We start from the raw sequence: 15,933 nt of genomic DNA, 5'->3' as shown, positions 1-15,933 counted from the left end.
AAGAATGCCCATCGGAAAGCCTTTTTTCAGCATAGGAGTGCCATGTAAACAACCTGTCTTAACGCCGGCCTGTTCCCGCTTCCTCCCGCAATGCTCTGCGGAGTATTTTTCCAACACTTGTTTTCGGGAGTGCATCCCTGAATTCAATGATGCCCGGCACCTTATACGCAGCCATATTGGCGCGGCAAAATTCCATGATTTCCTTTTCGTCCGCCAGTTTGCCCGATTTTAGGACGATGACTGCTTTCACATTTTCTCCCCTGTACGCGTCAGGAACGCCGATCACCACCGCCTCCTGGACGGCAGGGTGCTCATAGAGCACTTCTTCTATATCGCGCGGATAGATGTTATAGCCGCTCGCGATGATCATATCTTTTTTCCTGTCGACGATGTATAGGTATCCTTCTTCATCAACCCTTGCAATGTCCCCTGTATAAAGCCAGCCGTCCCGCAGCGCAAGTGCCGTCTCCTCAGGCATATTCCAATAGCCCTTCATCACCTGCGGCCCCTTTATGATCACTTCTCCAAGCTCACCGGCAGGGACTTCCTGGCTTCCTGATGCCAAATCCACTATTTTATAGTCAGTTGAAGGAAAACCGATCCCTACACTCCCCGCTTTGCGGGCTGCAAATACCGGGTTGCAGTGTGTGGTAGGAGAGGCTTCAGAAAGCCCGTAGCCCTCCAGGATGACAGCACCCGTCTTTCTTTCAAACTCCTTCAGCACCTCGACAGGCATCGGGGCGCTGCCGCTGTTGCAGACCTCAATGCTGTCGATGCCGTATTCCTCTGCCCTGGGGTGATTTGTAATAGCTCCGTACATCGTCGGAACACCCGGGAAGACTGTCGGCTGCTCATTTTTTATCGTTTCCAGCACCTCATCGAGTTCGAACCTTGGCAGCATGATGGATTCTGAAGCAGTATAAATCGAAAGATTCATGCAGGAGGTCATGCCAAACACGTGGAACAGCGGGATGACAGTCAGATAGCGTTCTTCACCGATATCAATAGTCTGCTTGAAAAACTCGTAAGACTGCACCACATTGGCGATAATATTTCTGTGGGTCAGCATGGCTCCTTTGGAACGGCCAGTCGTCCCCCCTGTATACTGAAGTACGGCTGTATCATGCTCCGGCTCCATCATAACCGGTGCAAAGTTTCCATTGCCCCGCTGCAGGAAGCTCTCAAAGGTGCTGTCTTCGCCAAAATCCACGGCGGACGGCTGGAGGCTTACTGCTATGATTTCTTTAAGTGGCGTATTGCTGCGTACACTGCTGACCTTCGGATAAAATGCATCAAGGGCAATCATTCTTTCTGCACCCGAATCATTTAAAATATATTCGATTTCCCTTTCCACACTCATCGGGTTCACTTGGGTGACGATCCCGCCGGCGGCAAGGATGCCGTAATAGGAGATGACATATTGCGGACAGTTCGGGAGCATGACGGCGACCCTTCCTCCTTTCTCAAAACCGCCCGCCTGCAGGGAAGCCGCGAACAGTCTGACATGCTGCCGAAGTTCCCGGTAGGTGATCTTCTTTCCGTAAAAAGATAATGCGATATGCTCCGGATATTGTTCTGCCGTATCATCAAGCATTGTCGGGAGGGTTATGTCAGGAACCTCCACTTCTCTTGAAGCTGAATCGGGATAATGGACAAGCCAGTTCTTTGTGCTCATCTTAATACCTCCTGTATTAAAAGCGTAGTTTAATAGCGAAATACCAAAGAGTAATGAAAAGGCTTACAATGTTTTTCACAGTCAGCAGACACGTCTATCTGCTACATGGCGTGAGTGCCTCCATCTACCACCAGGACATTACCTGTTACAAAGCTTGATGCTTCCGATGCAAGGAAAAGTGCTGCCCCCTTCAGATCCTGGTCAGTACCGAAGCGCTTGAGGGGTGTTGCATCAAGGATAGGATCTTTTCCATGTTCAATAATGGCCTGTGACATTTTTGTAGGAAAAAAACCAGGGGCAATGCTGTTTACATTAATATTGTATTTTCCCCATTTAACTGCCAAATCTTTTGTCATGGTAATGACTGCACCTTTGCTCGTGTTATAGCCCAGCGTATCCATGACACGCGGGTCTGTCCCTCCCAGGCCTGCAACTGAAGCAATATTGATGATTTTGCCGCTCTTCTGCTCTATCATCACCCTCCCTGCCGCCTGGCTCATCAGGAAGGTCCCGGTTACATTAACATCGATCACTTTCTTCCATGCTTCCAGAGGCATTTCTGCAGCAGGCGCCCCCCAGGTTGCACCAGAATTATTGACAAGGATATCAATCGTGCCAAACTCCTCCACTGTTCTGTCCACTATCTGCTGAACCTCGTCCGGATTGGAGATATCACACTGCAGCGCCAGGGTTCTAACACCAAGGCTTTCGAGATGGGCAGCGGTTTCCCTGCAGGCCTCAAGCTTACGCGAACAGATGACGATATTGGCGCCTGCTTCTGCCAGCCCTTCAGCAATCTGGGCCCCAAGGCCTCTTCCCCCGCCTGTGACAATCGCCGTTTTCCCTTTAAGATCAAAAAGTCCCATCACATTCATATAAAAACCTCCATTTAGTTATTGATGCTTCCGCAATTCCAATTTTGCGATCTGTGCCCTGTGCACTTCATCAGGACCGTCAGCCAGCCTCAGTGTCCTGGCATTTGCCCACTGTGCAGCCAGCGGGTAATCATCGGAAACGCCCGCTCCTCCCATAGCCTGGATGCTTCTGTCCAAAACCCGGAGTGCCATAGAGGGAGCAGTGACTTTTATCATGGCAATTTCTGCTTTTGCTTCTTTGTTACCGACTGTATCCATCATATAAGCAGCTTTAAGCGTCAGCAGCCTGGCCTGCTCAATCTCAATCCGGGAGTCTGCAATCCATTCGCCTATCACTCCCTGGCTTGACAGCGGCTTTCCGAATGCAGTCCTTGTCTGGACCCTCCTGCACATAATTTCAAGTGCTCGCTCAGCCGCCCCGATCAGCCTCATGCAATGATGGATCCTTCCCGGGCCGAGTCTGCCCTGGGCAATCGCAAAACCTTTCCCTTCCCCCCAGATGATATTTTCCTTTGGGACTCTGACGTTTTTGTATGTAATCTCTGCATGCCCGTGCGGTGCATGGTCATAGCCGAATACAGGGAGCATGCGTTCAATCGAGACTCCCGGTGCATCAAGGGGCACAAGTATCATAGACTGCTGCTCATGCCGTGCTGCCCTTTTATCTGTCTTTCCCATCACAATAGCCACACGGCACCTTGGATCTCCTGCACCGGAAGACCACCACTTTCTGCCGTTTATGACATATCCATCTCCATCCCGCTCGATGCTTGCCTCAATATTTGTTGCATCCGATGAAGCAGTCCCGGGTTCGGTCATGGAAAAGCAAGACCTGATCTCGCCTGCCAAAAGAGGATCAAGCCACCGTTTTTTTTGTTCATCGCTCCCATATCGGACCAGCACCTCCATATTCCCTGTATCAGGGGCGCTGCAGTTAAAAACCTCCGGACCAATCAGGGATCTGCCCATGATTTCGCACAGCGGGGCATATTCCAGATTTGACAGGCCAGCTCCATATTCACTGTCAGGCAGGAACAGATTCCACAGACCCTCCGCCTTCGCCTTCTCCTTCAGCTCTTCCATAATTTGCGGAACCCCGCTCCAGCGGGAATCCTGCTCATTAAGCTGCTTTTCATACAAATATTCAGCAGGATATACATGCCTTTCCATGAATTCTGTAAGCTTATCCTGCAAATCCTTCACTCTGCCTGAATAAGAAAAATCCATTCTTAAAAAGCTCCTTCCTTAACTTACTAACCGGTCGGTATGTAAAATAGTATACTCTTTTCAGAAAATTATTCAACTATTGTTCTAAAAATTCTGTCTTTATACATACAAAAAAAAGAACTGCCCTTAGGCAGCTCTTCTTCTTCACTTTTAGTTATAGAAGCTAGCTCCAACAACAATCAACAAAATGAACAATACAACGATTAGTACGAAAGTTGATCCTCCGTAATAGCCGCCGCCACCGCCGCCGCCGTAGCCGCATCCGCCATATCCGTAGCCCATCAAAGTCACCTCACTTTGTCTTTACTCACTTATAACATATGAGAATTGACAAAAGTTGTGTGGGCAAGCTCCCAGTATTGCTCTCAATTTTCTTTTTGGACTTTCAAAACTGGCTGAATCTGTTTGCGGAAAGTTTCAATCTCTGCAGAAAACTGTCTGCAGGCTTCAGAGAATTGGGGTGCTTCTGCAGACAACTGCTCAAACTGTTCCTGCCACTTTGCCATGCAAGCCAGTATGTTTGCTGCAGACACTTCCTGTCCGGCATTACCAGTTGCCTTCGGCTCATCCACAGCGGGCCGAAAGCATTCCAAATCTTCATATACGACAGGCTGTTTGACTTTTTTTAAAAGAACACTGATCTGCCCATTTGTTTCAAGCTGGGCAAACTCGACATCTTCAGGCTCGAAAATACTTTTCAGCCTCAGCTGCTCCAGAAGTTCATCCATCGTATACTTTTCCTTTTTCACCTTTCCCTTCAGCAATCTGCCATTTTCAATGAATACGGTTGCTTTTCCTTCCACAGCTGCCCGGAATTTAGGAAAACGCAGGGATAAAAGGGATACAATCAAGGGGGTTGCGGACCAAATCAGGAGCGCCGGGAGGCTGGATGCCAGGCGGAGCCTTGGATCCATCGAGATGCTCCCAGCAATATCGCCGATTGTTATGCCCACAATATACTCATAAAAAGATAAAGAAGAGAGCTGTTTTTTTCCGAGCACTTTAGTGATAAAAAATAGCGCGATGATGATTAAAACCGATCTTATGATTGCTGCTCCAAAGTCCGGCACCATGCCAGCCTCCTCTTATTAACCCTAATGGTGATCCATAGCACCATGCTATCCAATATCCCCGAATTCCGGCTTATCCTTTAGGCTTAAACAGCAAAGCGCCGATAAACCCAAATACAATAGCAGCAGATATACCAGAGCTTGTCACTTCAAACATTCCCGTCAGGACACCCACAAGGCCGTGCTGCTCTGCTTCCTGAAGGGCGCCGTGGACCAGTGAGTTGCCAAAGCTGGTAATAGGAATGGTTGCGCCTGCACCGGCAAAATCAGCAAAAGGCTCATAAAGCCCAAGCCCGTCCAATACCGCGCCAATAACGACAAACAAACTTAATGTATGGCCCGGAGTCAGCTTGCCTATATCCAGGAAAAGCTGTCCGATCACACAAATGACCCCTCCTACAACAAAAGCCCAAAAAAACATTGCTAGCATCTACAAATCTCCTTTCTGAACTCCGGTTCCTTATTTACTGAGTCATTTCAATCGCTACGGCATGGGCAATGCAGGGAATGCTTTCCTTCTGCTGGAAGGTCAGCGGGGACAAGAGAGCGCCTGTTGCCACCACAAGGATCCTTTTCAATTCCCCCTGCTTCATCCTGTTCAGCAGATGACCGTAAAGCACGGAAGCTGAACAGCCCGCCCCGCTTCCTCCTGACTGTACTGGCTGATCATCTTTGTAGATTAAAAGGCCGCAGTCCGCAAACCTGTTCTCATCAATGTTAAGCCCGTCATTCTGCAATAGCTCAAGGACTGTCTCCCTCCCAATCTTTCCAAGATCTCCAGTGACGATCAAGTCGTAATAGGATGGATCAATTTCCATATCCCTGAAGTGGGCTGAAATCGTGTCAGCAGCTGCAGGTGCCATGGCCCCTCCCATATTAAAAGGATCGGACAGTCCCATATCGATGACCTTTCCAATTGTGGCAGAAACAGCAGCCGGCATATCTTTTTGCCCTGTATTTTCGCCCACAAGAGCAGCGCCACCGCCCGTCACGGTCCATTGGGCAGTAGGAGGCTTCTGCCCCCCATATTCGGTTGGATAGCGGAACTGCTTTTCTACGGCAGAGTTATGGCTTGAAGCGCCTGTAATGATCTTCTTTGCTCCTCCATAATTGATGATAAAAGCAGATAATGCCAGACCTTCCATTGAAGTCGAGCATGCTCCGAATACTCCAAAATACGGAAGCTGGATCGTTCTTGCTGCAAGGCTGCTTGGCGTAATCTGGTTAATCAGGTCCCCGGCAATAAAAAACTGTACATCATCTTTCTCTACAGAACCCTTTTGCATGGCTGTCTTTGCTGCCTCTTCCATCAGGACTCTGTGCGCCTTTTCGTAGGAGTCTTCCCCCATCCAGAGGTCATCGTGAAGGATATCAAAGTCCCTGGCAAGGTTGCCCTTTGCTTCAAAAGGCCCCCCAGAGACGCCAGTGGAAAGAATGACAGGCCGGTTCTGAAAAATCCAGGATTGTTTACCTTTCAGCATTCACAGCACCCCCCACATGACTAATAGTGTTTTAACCAAAGCTACTACAAAAGCGGAAAAAACCCCAAATAAGATAACTGACCCGGCGAGCTTAAACATATTTCCTCCCACCCCAAGCACAAACCCTTCAGTCCGGTGCTCTATGGCAGCAGAAATAACTGCATTTCCAAAGCCTGTAACCGGTACAGCGGAACCTGCTCCGGCATATTGGCCGATATGGTCGTATACTCCAAAGCCTGTCAGCAGCATGGATATGAAAATCATAGTGGCGACTGTTGGGTTTCCTGCTGTCTGCTCTGTAAAATCAAAGAAATATATATAAAAATAAGTAATGGCCTGGCCAATCACACAGATTACCCCGCCCACCCAAAACGCCTTCAGGCAGTTCTTCAGGACCGGGCGCTTTGTTTCATGCTTTTGTTCAAGCTGTTCATATTTCTTCTGCTCGGGTGTCTTGCTCTTTGCCACTATTTTCGCCCCTTTCTATGTGAGCTCTTTTTTCATATTGATGATTTTTTCAAGCTTATCCTTGGCCTTTTTGCGCGGGAAAGCCGGGTCCTCCATCTGTTCCTTCAATTCCACAGCCTCAAGGAAGATTTTATAGTCGCTGGATACAATGAAGTCTTCTTTAGGAAACTTTTCTTCCAGTCGCTTATTGATCGTCTTTTCAATTTTTTTCATGCGGAAGCGCTTAAGATGCTTCACCTTATAGGCCACAAGAACTTCCTCTTCGCCTACAACCACCGCAACATCATAAACCTCTTCGATTGCTTCGATTTCCTTTTTAACCCTTGGCGCCAAATCCTTCCGCTCCTCTTTCTTTTCATCAAGAAGCAAAGGCTGCGGGTTCGTCGTTTTTATTAGTGCCAGACGGCTTTCCGCGGTCTTTTGCTCGTTGCTGCAGCCGCTCACATACAGAATGGCGGCCAGGATGACCATTGACCTTCTAAACATCTGTTTTCTGTTCATATGCAATCCTTCCTATGTAAAGTGGATTTATTCGCTCTTATATTTTCCTCGCGGCAACAGCAATTTATGAATAAAACCTACTTGTAAAAAATGACAAATAAGAAAAACAAATGAGGCTGGACAGTAATCAAAGTTGAAAAAAAATTAAAAAGCCGCTAATGCGGCTTTTGAATAGGCACCTTATTGCCTTCTTATTCAGCTGTTCCCCTTCTTTTTGCCGCAATTGCAGCCCTTCTTCTTTTTTTTCTTTTTGACAGGCCGGGACACTGTCCCCTGAACCGGTTTATCAGCATTTAACATAAGGATGCCTCCATTATTTAAATTTCAGTACACAGTGCCAGTTTATGCATGCAAACCAGCGCCTGTGCCGGCACAGTGCCATAGTTCAAAGATATCAGATAAGCCGCTGAATGACCGATTCAATAACTGCAGCAGCACCGGCGATGGCAAGGATAAAGATGACAGGGGCCGCTGCCATGGGGAAATAAAGATAGGAGAGGTAAAGCAATGCAGAGGCCCATACGCCTGTGCACCAATAACAGCTGATAAGCTCGCCGATAAAGCCTCTGATCAATCCCGGCCTCGTCACATAATACATTTCTCCTTTTTCCACAACCTCTTCCAAAAAAATCTGCCTGAAGAATTCGGTAATCGAATCAAATACAATCAGCCTTGTCAGCCGGAAGGCGGCAAAGGCCAGCACAGTGAATTCCCATAGTGATATGAACATCATGTACCCCTCTTCTGAGTTTTTTCCTACAGCTGATGCAGTACTATACTTTATGCACAGCAGAAAAAAAACTGCCTAATTTTCAGAAACAAGGCGTTTGTCCGTAACCCATAAGCCCTTCCGGCAATATGTTATTAGTGTAGTATCACAAGAAATAAAGGAGGAAAAGATAATGGGTTGTGGAAAAAAAGACGATGTTTATGGCTCAAAAAGCTGTGTCTGCGAAGTGGTTCGTGCGATAAAAGATATTCAAGATAATGCCGAAGATGTATGCGAGTGCCCGACAAATTGTTTCCTGGAGCCGCTTGGGACACTGGTTTCTCCGTCAAAAAGGCAAAATGCCGATACACGCGTTTTTGTCCTGAAAACAGCTGACGGGTCACCATTCCATGCTTTCTTCAGAGGCAGCGACTGCTCTTGCGTATCTATCTTCTTCCGTGTAGAAGATGTTTTTGATAACTGCTGCGCAGTGCTCCGCGTCCTAGAACCGCAAAAAAGAACACATGATGGCTATGATACAGTAGATCTCACAGAAGACTGCTGCATCGACCTCAAAAAGGTCTGCCAGGTAGACCGCTTTGTCAAGACGAATGACTGCATCACAGTCGACCTCAAATGCTTCTGTGCTGTGCAGTGCATCGCCGATGTCAACCTAGACATCTGTGACTAGCACCTTGGCCATTCTGAATGGCCCATCTGAGTTAGAACCTTCTTTGCATAAGTCAGGCAAGTCAAACACTTGGCGTTCGCCGGCTTTGACCGGCGGACCGCTTTGTTTTTGTATTGAAATGCGGAGGCGGCTTGCCCATTAAGGAGCGCAGACTAAGAACGCCACGTCCTGTGGCAACGTCTGCATGACCCACATCCTGTGGGCCTCAAGCATATGACGCGGTAGAATAAAAGGCGTTCTTTGTCTTTAATTCTACCGTGGCTTATGACTAGAGGCTCCAGCCGCTGCAGCTGGACAAATTGAAATGCGGAAGGCGCTTGCTCAGCCCCGAAAATCATGATTCCTATTCATTAAAAAGCCAGCCCGAAGGCTGGCTTTTTTGCGTGCTTATTACTTTGTGAAGCCAATCATCTTGATTTCTTTTATAGACTTTACAGAAATCGTTTCTAAGGATTGATCCATAAGTTTTATTTCTACCCTATCTTCTGAAGGCATGCTCTGCACAATCCCTCTGTATGTCTTTTCTTCCGTTAAAATCAGGCAGGGAACCGGCGGCAGCTGCTTGGGAAAATGGATCAGATAATCGAGCCTTTCTTCGACATTCATTTCTTTGAATGGCTTTACTCTCTGAAAGGAAAAGAACCCCTGCTTCCGTGATTCTTCTTCCTTCTTTTCAAGCTGAGCATCCTGATAATCTCTGATTGCAGACTGGACATCATCATTTCTTTCAGGCAAATCAGCTTCATGACTGGCTGGACCGAAAATCGACTCTTCCCTTTGTACGGCCGGCTTGCTTTTTTTGTGATTATCGCTTGCCTGACGAGCAGCAGCCTGTTTTTTAGCATTTTTTGCAGAATAAACCTCCTGCATTTTGATTTCGGGCATTTTAAAGTGTGGCTGATGAATATAAAGCATAGGTTCTTTTGTTTTTTTCTCCACCCTGTGCACCTCCGCATTGTTTCTCCTTCATATATGTATGCAAAATGGGCAAATTCGTTTACAGGGCGACCAAGTATCTTAGACTCACAGATATCGCGGCAGAGAAATAAAATCATCAGATGAGCAGCTTTACAAAGGATTAACACGGGGGGAATATATGGTTCACAATCATGTGCTATTGTTGGAATATACGGAACCTCAGTGCGGGATTGCATCCTGCGCTTCAGGTTTTACCCCCCATTTACATATAGAAAAGGCAGGCCAAGGAAATGGCCTGCCAATTTTTTTATTAGCCCATGATATGGAAACCGGAGTCAACATGGATGTTTTCCCCAGTGATTCCTCTGGACATATCGCTGAATAAGAACACCGCAGTATCTCCGACTTCTTCTTGTGTGGTGATGCGGCGCAGAGGTGCCTTTTCTTCAATTTCCCTCAAGATTGAATTGAAGTCGCTGACACCTTTTGCAGACAAGGTACGGATCGGGCCAGCAGAAATAGAATTAACCCGTATACCTGATTTGCCAAGATCTGATGCAAGATATCTCACGCTTGCATCGAGCGACGCCTTGGCAACTCCCATAACATTGTAATTCTGCATAACACGCTCTCCGCCCAGATAGGTCAGTGTGACAATGCTTCCTCCATCGGTCATCAATTCTTTTGCTTCCTTTGCCACTGCTGTCAAAGAATAAGAGCTGATATTATGGGCAAGCAGGAATCCGTCCCTGGTCGTGTTCATGAAATCCCCCTGCAGCTCTTCTTTATTGGCAAAGGCGATGCAATGGGCGACGCCATGGATGGTTCCTGCCTGGGCTTTAATTTCTGCGAAGCATTTAGCAACTTCTTCGTCATTTGTCACATCACACGGGATGACAAGGCTATCTGCATTTTCCAGTGAGCCTGCCAGCTCTTTTACGCTCTTTTCAAGGCGTTCTCCTGCATATGTAAAAATCAGGCGCGCTCCTGCTTCATGCAACGAACGGGCAATTCCCCATGCTATGCTGCGTTTATTGGCCACTCCCATTACAACATATGTTTTTCCTGCTAAAGACAGAGTCATAGTCGGTGCCTCCTATATTAATACATGTTATTAGTACCTAGTACTAATATTACTACATAATCAGCTAAAAGGAAAGTGCTGTTAAAGAATATAAGAAAGCCGGCCATCTTAAACGGCCGGCTTTCTATGATGCTGATTAACACCATTCGCAGAACTCAAGCTCACGCTTCAATTCATCCACATACTCTTTAGAACCTGTAACGATCAGCCTGTCATTCATCTGAAGCTCAGTATCCCCATGCGGGACAATTGAATCCATTCCGCGGAAAATGCGGACAAAAATAACATCCCCGGTAAATGGAAATCTCCTTAAGGTCATGCTGTCAAACTGGCTGTTCAGCAGCTTGATCTCATACAGGGATGTTTCCTGATTGGTCAGGATATTCATCACGCTAGGAGATTCAATTAGAGCACGCAAAAGCGCCTTTGTCGATAAAAGCACTGAGAAGACTTCCACTTCCTGCTCACGAAGGGATTCTTCCAGGTCAGGGCTTTCGATACGGCAGATGACCCGCTCTACTCCCCGTTCCTTGAAAGCGACGGATAATGTGGCATTAGCTTCTTCATCACCTGTAGAAATCACAACAATATCCGAATTGAAAACATCTGTACCCTCTAGGACACCCACTGTGAAATCATCAACCTCTTCTATCTCGAAAAGGGAATCGGCAATCTGCTTATCAGACTTCTCTTGCTTTTTATGGTACAGCTTTGGTTCATACAGCGAGGATTTCAGTTCACTGTAAACCGGAAGTGTAAGCTGGTTGGCGCCAATAAAGGCGACCTTGAGCATTTTTTCCTCTGCAGCTTCTTTCGGGAAAAGCTTTTTGAAGACAACGGGAGTCAGCACACAGGTAATGATTGCAACCAGGATCAGCGTTCCGCTCATCTCTGCTGTGATGATCTCCATCCTTTCTCCGATGGTTGCTGCCGCAATGACAAGAGACAGCGTGGATGTCAGCAGGAACCCTGATGCTATCACGGTTTTTGCGTCATACCATTTCTTGAGAATAAGAACTGGGACAAGCTTGGAAGCAAGCAGGGCAATCAGCAGAAGCGGAATAAGCATAAGCATCTTCTGATCGCTGAATAACGACCACACATTAAGGTCAACACCGACCATTACAAAGAAAATAGGAATCAGGAAGCCATAGCCGAATGAATCCAATTTATGAATCATTTCCTGATTTGGTGCAAGCAGGGACACAAGCACACCTGCCAGGAATGCACCGAGTATATTCTCCGCGCCAACCGTTTCAGAAAGGCCAACCAAGAGCAGAATGAGTGTAAAAACTGCTCTCGTGCCAATTTGAACTGTACCGGTTGACATCGCCTCAATGAAATTGCGTTTCTGGAACTTCTTTCCGACAAAAAACAGGATGACTCCGGCTCCGAATAATACGAGCAGAAGCCAGGTATTGCCTTCACCGCCATCATTAAGCGACACAAAGACAGCCAGGAGGATCATTGTCGCCAAGTCGGCAATGACTGCGATCAGCAGGATGATCTGCCCGATCCCCGTTTTCATCAGATGGGCTTCTTTCAATGTAGGCACTACCACCCCAAGGGATATGGTCGAAATGATCAGGGTCATCAGGAAAGCATTATCAATGAATCCTGCCAGGACAAACAAATAGGAAAGCAGCAGCGATACAGCGAAAATCCCGACAAACACAATGGACGCAACAAGAAACGTGTTTGGCTCAGGCTTTCCATTTGGCAGGACTGCTTTTTTCTTGCTCTTTTTGAAAGCCGAAAAGTCAATTTCAAGCCCGCTTAAAAACATCAGGAAAATAAAGCCGAGGGTCGAGAGGGTTTCCAGCCACATGTCTTCATGTACCAGGTCAAACCCGCTTTTTCCTATGATCAGGCCGACAATGATTTCCGCCACGACGACAGGGATAAAGTTTAACTTCAATCGATGCAGCACAATAGGTGTGATAAACGCTGCAAGAATGACTATAACAAGAGAAGCAACAGATGCTCCATGCTCCATATCTATTCCTCCTCCGATTTAAATCAGATAGCTCATGAACAATGTGGCCATCCCAAAATAAATTAAAATACTGATAATATCATTTATTGTCGTAATAAAAGGTCCTGAAGCAACTGCCGGGTCGATCTTCATACGGTGCATGATCAACGGTACGAGCGCCCCTGCGAGTGTTGCAACAATCAATGTAGAGAAAATGGAAATGCCGACAAGCAGGCCAAGATAGATATCGCCATGCCAGAGCCATACAGCGAGACTGACCAATATCCCGCAGATCGTCCCTGTAATGACCCCTGTCCCTGCTTCCCTGAAAATAAGCTTCGATTTGTTCTCCCTTTCAAGGTCGCCTGTTGCAATCCCGCGTACAGCAACTGCCAGGGCCTGTGTGCCCGTATTACCAGCCATGCCGGCGATAAGCGGTATGAACACAGCCAGTATGGACACCTTGCTCAGCGTTTCTTCAAACCGTCCAATCAGACTGGCAGTCATCATCCCCAGAAACAGCAGGATAATAAGCCATGGCAGCCTCTTTCTGGCAGCAGCAAATGGACTTCGATCAAGAGTATCCATGTCAGAAACCGCTGCTAGCTTGGAATAATCGTCTGATGCCTCTTCTTCCATGACATCCATTACATCATCAACTGTTATGATTCCCAATAAATGATTCTGAAAATCCACTACCGGCAAGGCCAGGAAATTATAATCCTTAATTTTTCGGGCAACATCCTCCTGATCTTCGCCCACCGACACTGAGACGACCCGGTCATTGGTGATTTCCGCGATCATCGTATCGTCATCGTTCACAATCAGATCACGGAGGGAAATGACCCCTGCCAGCTTTTTGTCTTCATCCACTACGTATACATAATAGATTGTTTCGGCCCGGGGGGCTTCATTTTTCAGGATATACATAGCAGAACGGACCGTCTGATTGGCGGAGATCGAAATGAATTCGGTCGTCATGATGCTTCCTGCCGTATATTCTTCATAATGCAGCAGGTCTTTGATTTCCTGTGCCGCATCACTGTCCATTATGGTCAGATAGCTTGCAGCCTGGTCTTTGTCCAATTCATTCAGGACATCGACCGCATCATCAGCATACATATTTGACAGCATATCTGCTGCATAGCTTGGATTCATTTCAGCCAGTACATCTTTGTATTCTTCCTCATCCACTTCCAGATTTTCAAAGAGACCTGCCATCTCTTCCGGGGACAGGAATTGATAGATGACTGAACGGGCTTCTTCCTCCAGCTCCTTAAAAAATGAAGCTTGATCATAAGGGTGCAGATCAAGGAACTCCTCCCTGAAAACATCTAAATCTTCATTTTGTAAAGACTGGAGCAGCAGCTCGCGGTTATATTGCTCCGAGGGTCTTTCTTGCATATCGGGCATGATTTACCCCTCCTTCCGGGTATACTAAAACAGTCTTTACTATACTAGCAAATGTTTGTTTTTTTGTCGTCATTAAAATCTTCCCACAGGAATATTTCGAGGATTTCAAATATACTGAGTAAGATCTGCTTAAATGATAGGCTGAGGAGGAACAGAATGAAAATTGATATCATTGGGGATATACATGGATGCTTTGCTGAATTCAAAACACTCACTATGAAGACGGGCTATTCCTGGGAAACCGGCATCCCCATCCATCCTGATGGGAGAAAGCTTGCTTTTGTCGGTGACCTGACTGACCGGGGCCCCGAGTCGCTGAAAACGGTTGAGATTGTCTGGGAGCTTGCCAGGCGGCAGGAAGCCTATTATTCACCGGGCAACCATTGCAATAAGCTTTACCGCTTTTTCCGGGGCAACAAAGTCCAGATTACCCACGGCCTTGAAACCACTGCTGCTGAATATGAAGCCCTTCCCCATAAGGAAAAAAAAGAAATAAGAAGAAAATTTATGGAACTGTACGAAAAGGCTCCCCTCTATCAGGTGCTTGACGGGGGAAAGCTCGTCATTGCCCATGCGGGGATCAAGGAAGAATATATCGGGAAAAATAATGCAAAGGTGAAAACTTTTGTATTATACGGAGACATTACCGGGAAGAACAATGCAGATGGCACTCCTGAAAGAAGGGACTGGGCAAAGGCGTATAAAGGAGAGAGGGTCATTGTGTATGGACACACACCCGTGAAGGAACCGCGAACCGTCAATTCAACCTTTAATATTGATACAGGTGCCGTTTTTGGCAACAAGCTTACAGCCTTGAGATACCCGGAAATGGAATTGGTTTCTGTCGGCTCCTCCATGCCTTTCAATGCAGAAAAGTTCCGGGACATCCTTTAAACATCTGCCGGCATAGTAAAACGGCCGCCTAAAAAGGCGGCTGTCTTCTATTCCAGCAGTGCCTTCATATCATCAGGCAGCCCGGCTGAGAAGCAAAGCTCTCTCTCCAGGAACGGATGAAAAAAACGGAGCTCCCGGCAATGAAGGGCTTGGCGGCTGATTTGATTTTTATTCCCGCCATACAGCCCGTCTCCAAGCAGGGGATGGCCGAGATGGGAAAGATGGACCCGAATCTGGTGAGTTCTCCCTGTTTCAAGCACCAGCTCCGCATAAGTGAACTCTCCGGTTCCTTTTACTTTATAATGCGTGCAGGCATACTGCCCTTCAAGGAAATTGACTTCCCTTTCAATGATGCTGTCCTTTTTGCGCGCAATCGGTGCCTCAATGGACCCTTCTACCGGGAATAGCTTTCCTTCTGCAAAGGCTTCATAGGTTCTCTTAACCCTGCCTTCCCTCTGCAGTGTGCTCATTAAGTGATGGACATGGCGGTGCTTGGCAACCAGGACCAGCCCTGAAGTGTCACGGTCAAGCCTTGTCACAATATGGACCGTCGATGCCAGATCGATTTTCCTGTAATAGCCGATAAGTGCATTCGCAAGGCTTCCGCGTGGATGCTCTCTTGAGGGGATCGTGCTCATAGCGGCTGGCTTGTTGACAACCAGTACATAAGGATCTTCATACACGATAGCCAAGGGAATGTCTTCTGCTTCCATCCCTGGACTCGGCATTTCAGAAGGAAACCTGACGGAAAGGCAGTCCCCCTCCTTTAGCATATAGCGCACATTTTCCTCATTGCCGTTCACTTCGATTTTCCCGCCGCTGAACTTTATATCAGTCAGGGCAGCTTTGGAAATTTCACGCTGCTTCAGATAATCTTTAATGGACTGTCCGCTGTCCTGCTTATCGATTCTCCAATTTAATGTGAACGAATCCATGGACGGGCCCTTCCCTT

The 15,933-nt window shown here is 47.1% G+C and carries 17 protein-coding genes; 2 read left to right on the top strand and 15 right to left on the bottom strand.

The window, feature by feature from the left end:
• Positions 1 to 58: 58 nt before the first annotated feature.
• The 10 genes from N288_RS07280 to N288_RS07235 all read right to left on the bottom strand — a co-directional run bounded on the left by N288_RS07280 (position 59) and on the right by N288_RS07235 (position 8,027).
• Entirely contained in the window at positions 59 to 1,675 is a 1,617-nt protein-coding gene (locus N288_RS07280) for a long-chain-fatty-acid--CoA ligase (protein ID WP_009794139.1), read from the bottom strand.
• 101 nt (positions 1,676 to 1,776) lie between these two features.
• A complete protein-coding gene (locus N288_RS07275; RefSeq protein WP_009794138.1) occupies positions 1,777 to 2,550 on the bottom strand; it encodes an SDR family oxidoreductase in 774 nt (257 codons plus the stop codon).
• 18 nt (positions 2,551 to 2,568) lie between these two features.
• A complete protein-coding gene (locus N288_RS07270; RefSeq protein WP_022543616.1) occupies positions 2,569 to 3,777 on the bottom strand; it encodes an acyl-CoA dehydrogenase family protein in 1,209 nt (402 codons plus the stop codon).
• Between the two features lie 150 nt (positions 3,778 to 3,927).
• Entirely contained in the window at positions 3,928 to 4,059 is a 132-nt protein-coding gene (locus N288_RS24625; RefSeq protein WP_009794135.1) for a YjcZ family sporulation protein, read from the bottom strand.
• Positions 4,060 to 4,142: 83 nt separating this feature from the next.
• Positions 4,143 to 4,850, bottom strand: coding sequence for a DUF421 domain-containing protein (locus N288_RS07260; RefSeq protein ID WP_009794134.1), 708 nt, complete (start codon positions 4,848 to 4,850; stop codon positions 4,143 to 4,145).
• Between the two features lie 70 nt (positions 4,851 to 4,920).
• Positions 4,921 to 5,277, bottom strand: coding sequence for a stage V sporulation protein AE (gene spoVAE / locus N288_RS07255; protein ID WP_022543615.1), 357 nt, complete (start codon positions 5,275 to 5,277; stop codon positions 4,921 to 4,923).
• Positions 5,278 to 5,311: 34 nt separating this feature from the next.
• On the bottom strand, positions 5,312 to 6,328 hold the full coding sequence (gene spoVAD / locus N288_RS07250; RefSeq protein ID WP_009794132.1) for a stage V sporulation protein AD: 1,017 nt from the start codon (positions 6,326 to 6,328) through the stop codon (positions 5,312 to 5,314).
• Entirely contained in the window at positions 6,329 to 6,799 is a 471-nt protein-coding gene (spoVAC, locus tag N288_RS07245; RefSeq protein WP_035402683.1) for a stage V sporulation protein AC, read from the bottom strand. It lies immediately after the preceding gene.
• 12 nt (positions 6,800 to 6,811) lie between these two features.
• Positions 6,812 to 7,297, bottom strand: coding sequence for a YhcN/YlaJ family sporulation lipoprotein (locus tag N288_RS07240; RefSeq protein WP_022543614.1), 486 nt, complete (start codon positions 7,295 to 7,297; stop codon positions 6,812 to 6,814).
• Between the two features lie 394 nt (positions 7,298 to 7,691).
• Entirely contained in the window at positions 7,692 to 8,027 is a 336-nt protein-coding gene (locus tag N288_RS07235) for a DUF1360 domain-containing protein (RefSeq protein WP_022543613.1), read from the bottom strand.
• Between the two features lie 172 nt (positions 8,028 to 8,199).
• Here N288_RS07235 and N288_RS07230 point away from each other — a divergent pair, with 172 nt between their 5' ends.
• Positions 8,200 to 8,697 (top strand): CotY/CotZ family spore coat protein, encoded by a 498-nt coding sequence (locus N288_RS07230; RefSeq protein ID WP_009794127.1) that lies wholly within the window; start codon positions 8,200 to 8,202, stop codon positions 8,695 to 8,697.
• Between the two features lie 390 nt (positions 8,698 to 9,087).
• Here the strand turns inward: N288_RS07230 and N288_RS07225 are convergent, their stop codons facing one another.
• The 4 genes from N288_RS07225 to mgtE form a co-directional block, all read right to left on the bottom strand.
• Entirely contained in the window at positions 9,088 to 9,636 is a 549-nt protein-coding gene (locus N288_RS07225; protein ID WP_009794125.1) for a spore coat CotO family protein, read from the bottom strand.
• Between the two features lie 289 nt (positions 9,637 to 9,925).
• A complete protein-coding gene (gene fabI / locus N288_RS07220) occupies positions 9,926 to 10,699 on the bottom strand; it encodes an enoyl-ACP reductase FabI (protein WP_009794124.1) in 774 nt (257 codons plus the stop codon).
• A gap of 136 nt (positions 10,700 to 10,835) precedes the next feature.
• The gene (locus N288_RS07215; protein WP_009794123.1) at positions 10,836 to 12,695 is read right to left on the bottom strand and encodes a monovalent cation:proton antiporter family protein; all 1,860 of its coding nucleotides are present in this window, start codon (positions 12,693 to 12,695) and stop codon (positions 10,836 to 10,838) included.
• Between the two features lie 18 nt (positions 12,696 to 12,713).
• Positions 12,714 to 14,087 (bottom strand): magnesium transporter, encoded by a 1,374-nt coding sequence (mgtE, locus tag N288_RS07210; RefSeq protein WP_009794122.1) that lies wholly within the window; start codon positions 14,085 to 14,087, stop codon positions 12,714 to 12,716.
• A gap of 156 nt (positions 14,088 to 14,243) precedes the next feature.
• Here mgtE and prpE point away from each other — a divergent pair, with 156 nt between their 5' ends.
• Positions 14,244 to 14,981: a bis(5'-nucleosyl)-tetraphosphatase PrpE gene (gene prpE / locus N288_RS07205; protein WP_009794121.1), complete on the top strand. Its 738-nt coding sequence runs from the start codon at positions 14,244 to 14,246 to the stop codon at positions 14,979 to 14,981.
• Between the two features lie 47 nt (positions 14,982 to 15,028).
• Here the strand turns inward: prpE and N288_RS07200 are convergent, their stop codons facing one another.
• Positions 15,029 to 15,916 carry an RluA family pseudouridine synthase gene (locus tag N288_RS07200; protein WP_009794120.1) on the bottom strand — a complete coding sequence of 296 codons (888 nt, stop codon included), beginning with the start codon at positions 15,914 to 15,916 and terminating at the stop codon, positions 15,029 to 15,031.
• Between the last annotated feature and the right edge of the window lie 17 nt (positions 15,917 to 15,933).

This window comes from Bacillus infantis NRRL B-14911, from assembly GCF_000473245.1.
Lineage (GTDB): Bacteria > Bacillota > Bacilli > Bacillales > Cytobacillaceae > Bacillus_AB > Bacillus_AB infantis.
The sequence above is the reverse complement of the archived record's forward strand: the minus strand, read 5'-3'. Positions and strand labels throughout refer to the sequence as shown.

What these genes read in the sequence shown, in the direction of transcription:
- N288_RS07280 (WP_009794139.1), bottom strand. Translation starts at nt 1,675, where the DNA reads ATGAGCACAAAGAACTGGCTTGTCCATTATCCCGATTCAGCTTCAAGA.
- N288_RS07275 (WP_009794138.1), bottom strand. Translation starts at nt 2,550, where the DNA reads ATGAATGTGATGGGACTTTTTGATCTTAAAGGGAAAACGGCGATTGTC.
- N288_RS07270 (WP_022543616.1), bottom strand. Translation starts at nt 3,777, where the DNA reads ATGGATTTTTCTTATTCAGGCAGAGTGAAGGATTTGCAGGATAAGCTT.
- N288_RS24625 (WP_009794135.1), bottom strand. Translation starts at nt 4,059, where the DNA reads ATGGGCTACGGATATGGCGGATGCGGCTACGGCGGCGGCGGTGGCGGC.
- N288_RS07260 (WP_009794134.1), bottom strand. Translation starts at nt 4,850, where the DNA reads ATGGTGCCGGACTTTGGAGCAGCAATCATAAGATCGGTTTTAATCATC.
- spoVAE (WP_022543615.1), bottom strand. Translation starts at nt 5,277, where the DNA reads ATGCTAGCAATGTTTTTTTGGGCTTTTGTTGTAGGAGGGGTCATTTGT.
- spoVAD (WP_009794132.1), bottom strand. Translation starts at nt 6,328, where the DNA reads ATGCTGAAAGGTAAACAATCCTGGATTTTTCAGAACCGGCCTGTCATT.
- N288_RS07240 (WP_022543614.1), bottom strand. Translation starts at nt 7,297, where the DNA reads ATGAACAGAAAACAGATGTTTAGAAGGTCAATGGTCATCCTGGCCGCC.
- N288_RS07235 (WP_022543613.1), bottom strand. Translation starts at nt 8,027, where the DNA reads ATGTTCATATCACTATGGGAATTCACTGTGCTGGCCTTTGCCGCCTTC.
- N288_RS07230 (WP_009794127.1), top strand. Translation starts at nt 8,200, where the DNA reads ATGGGTTGTGGAAAAAAAGACGATGTTTATGGCTCAAAAAGCTGTGTC.
- fabI (WP_009794124.1), bottom strand. Translation starts at nt 10,699, where the DNA reads ATGACTCTGTCTTTAGCAGGAAAAACATATGTTGTAATGGGAGTGGCC.
- N288_RS07215 (WP_009794123.1), bottom strand. Translation starts at nt 12,695, where the DNA reads ATGGAGCATGGAGCATCTGTTGCTTCTCTTGTTATAGTCATTCTTGCA.
- mgtE (WP_009794122.1), bottom strand. Translation starts at nt 14,087, where the DNA reads ATGCCCGATATGCAAGAAAGACCCTCGGAGCAATATAACCGCGAGCTG.
- prpE (WP_009794121.1), top strand. Translation starts at nt 14,244, where the DNA reads ATGAAAATTGATATCATTGGGGATATACATGGATGCTTTGCTGAATTC.
- N288_RS07200 (WP_009794120.1), bottom strand. Translation starts at nt 15,916, where the DNA reads ATGGATTCGTTCACATTAAATTGGAGAATCGATAAGCAGGACAGCGGA.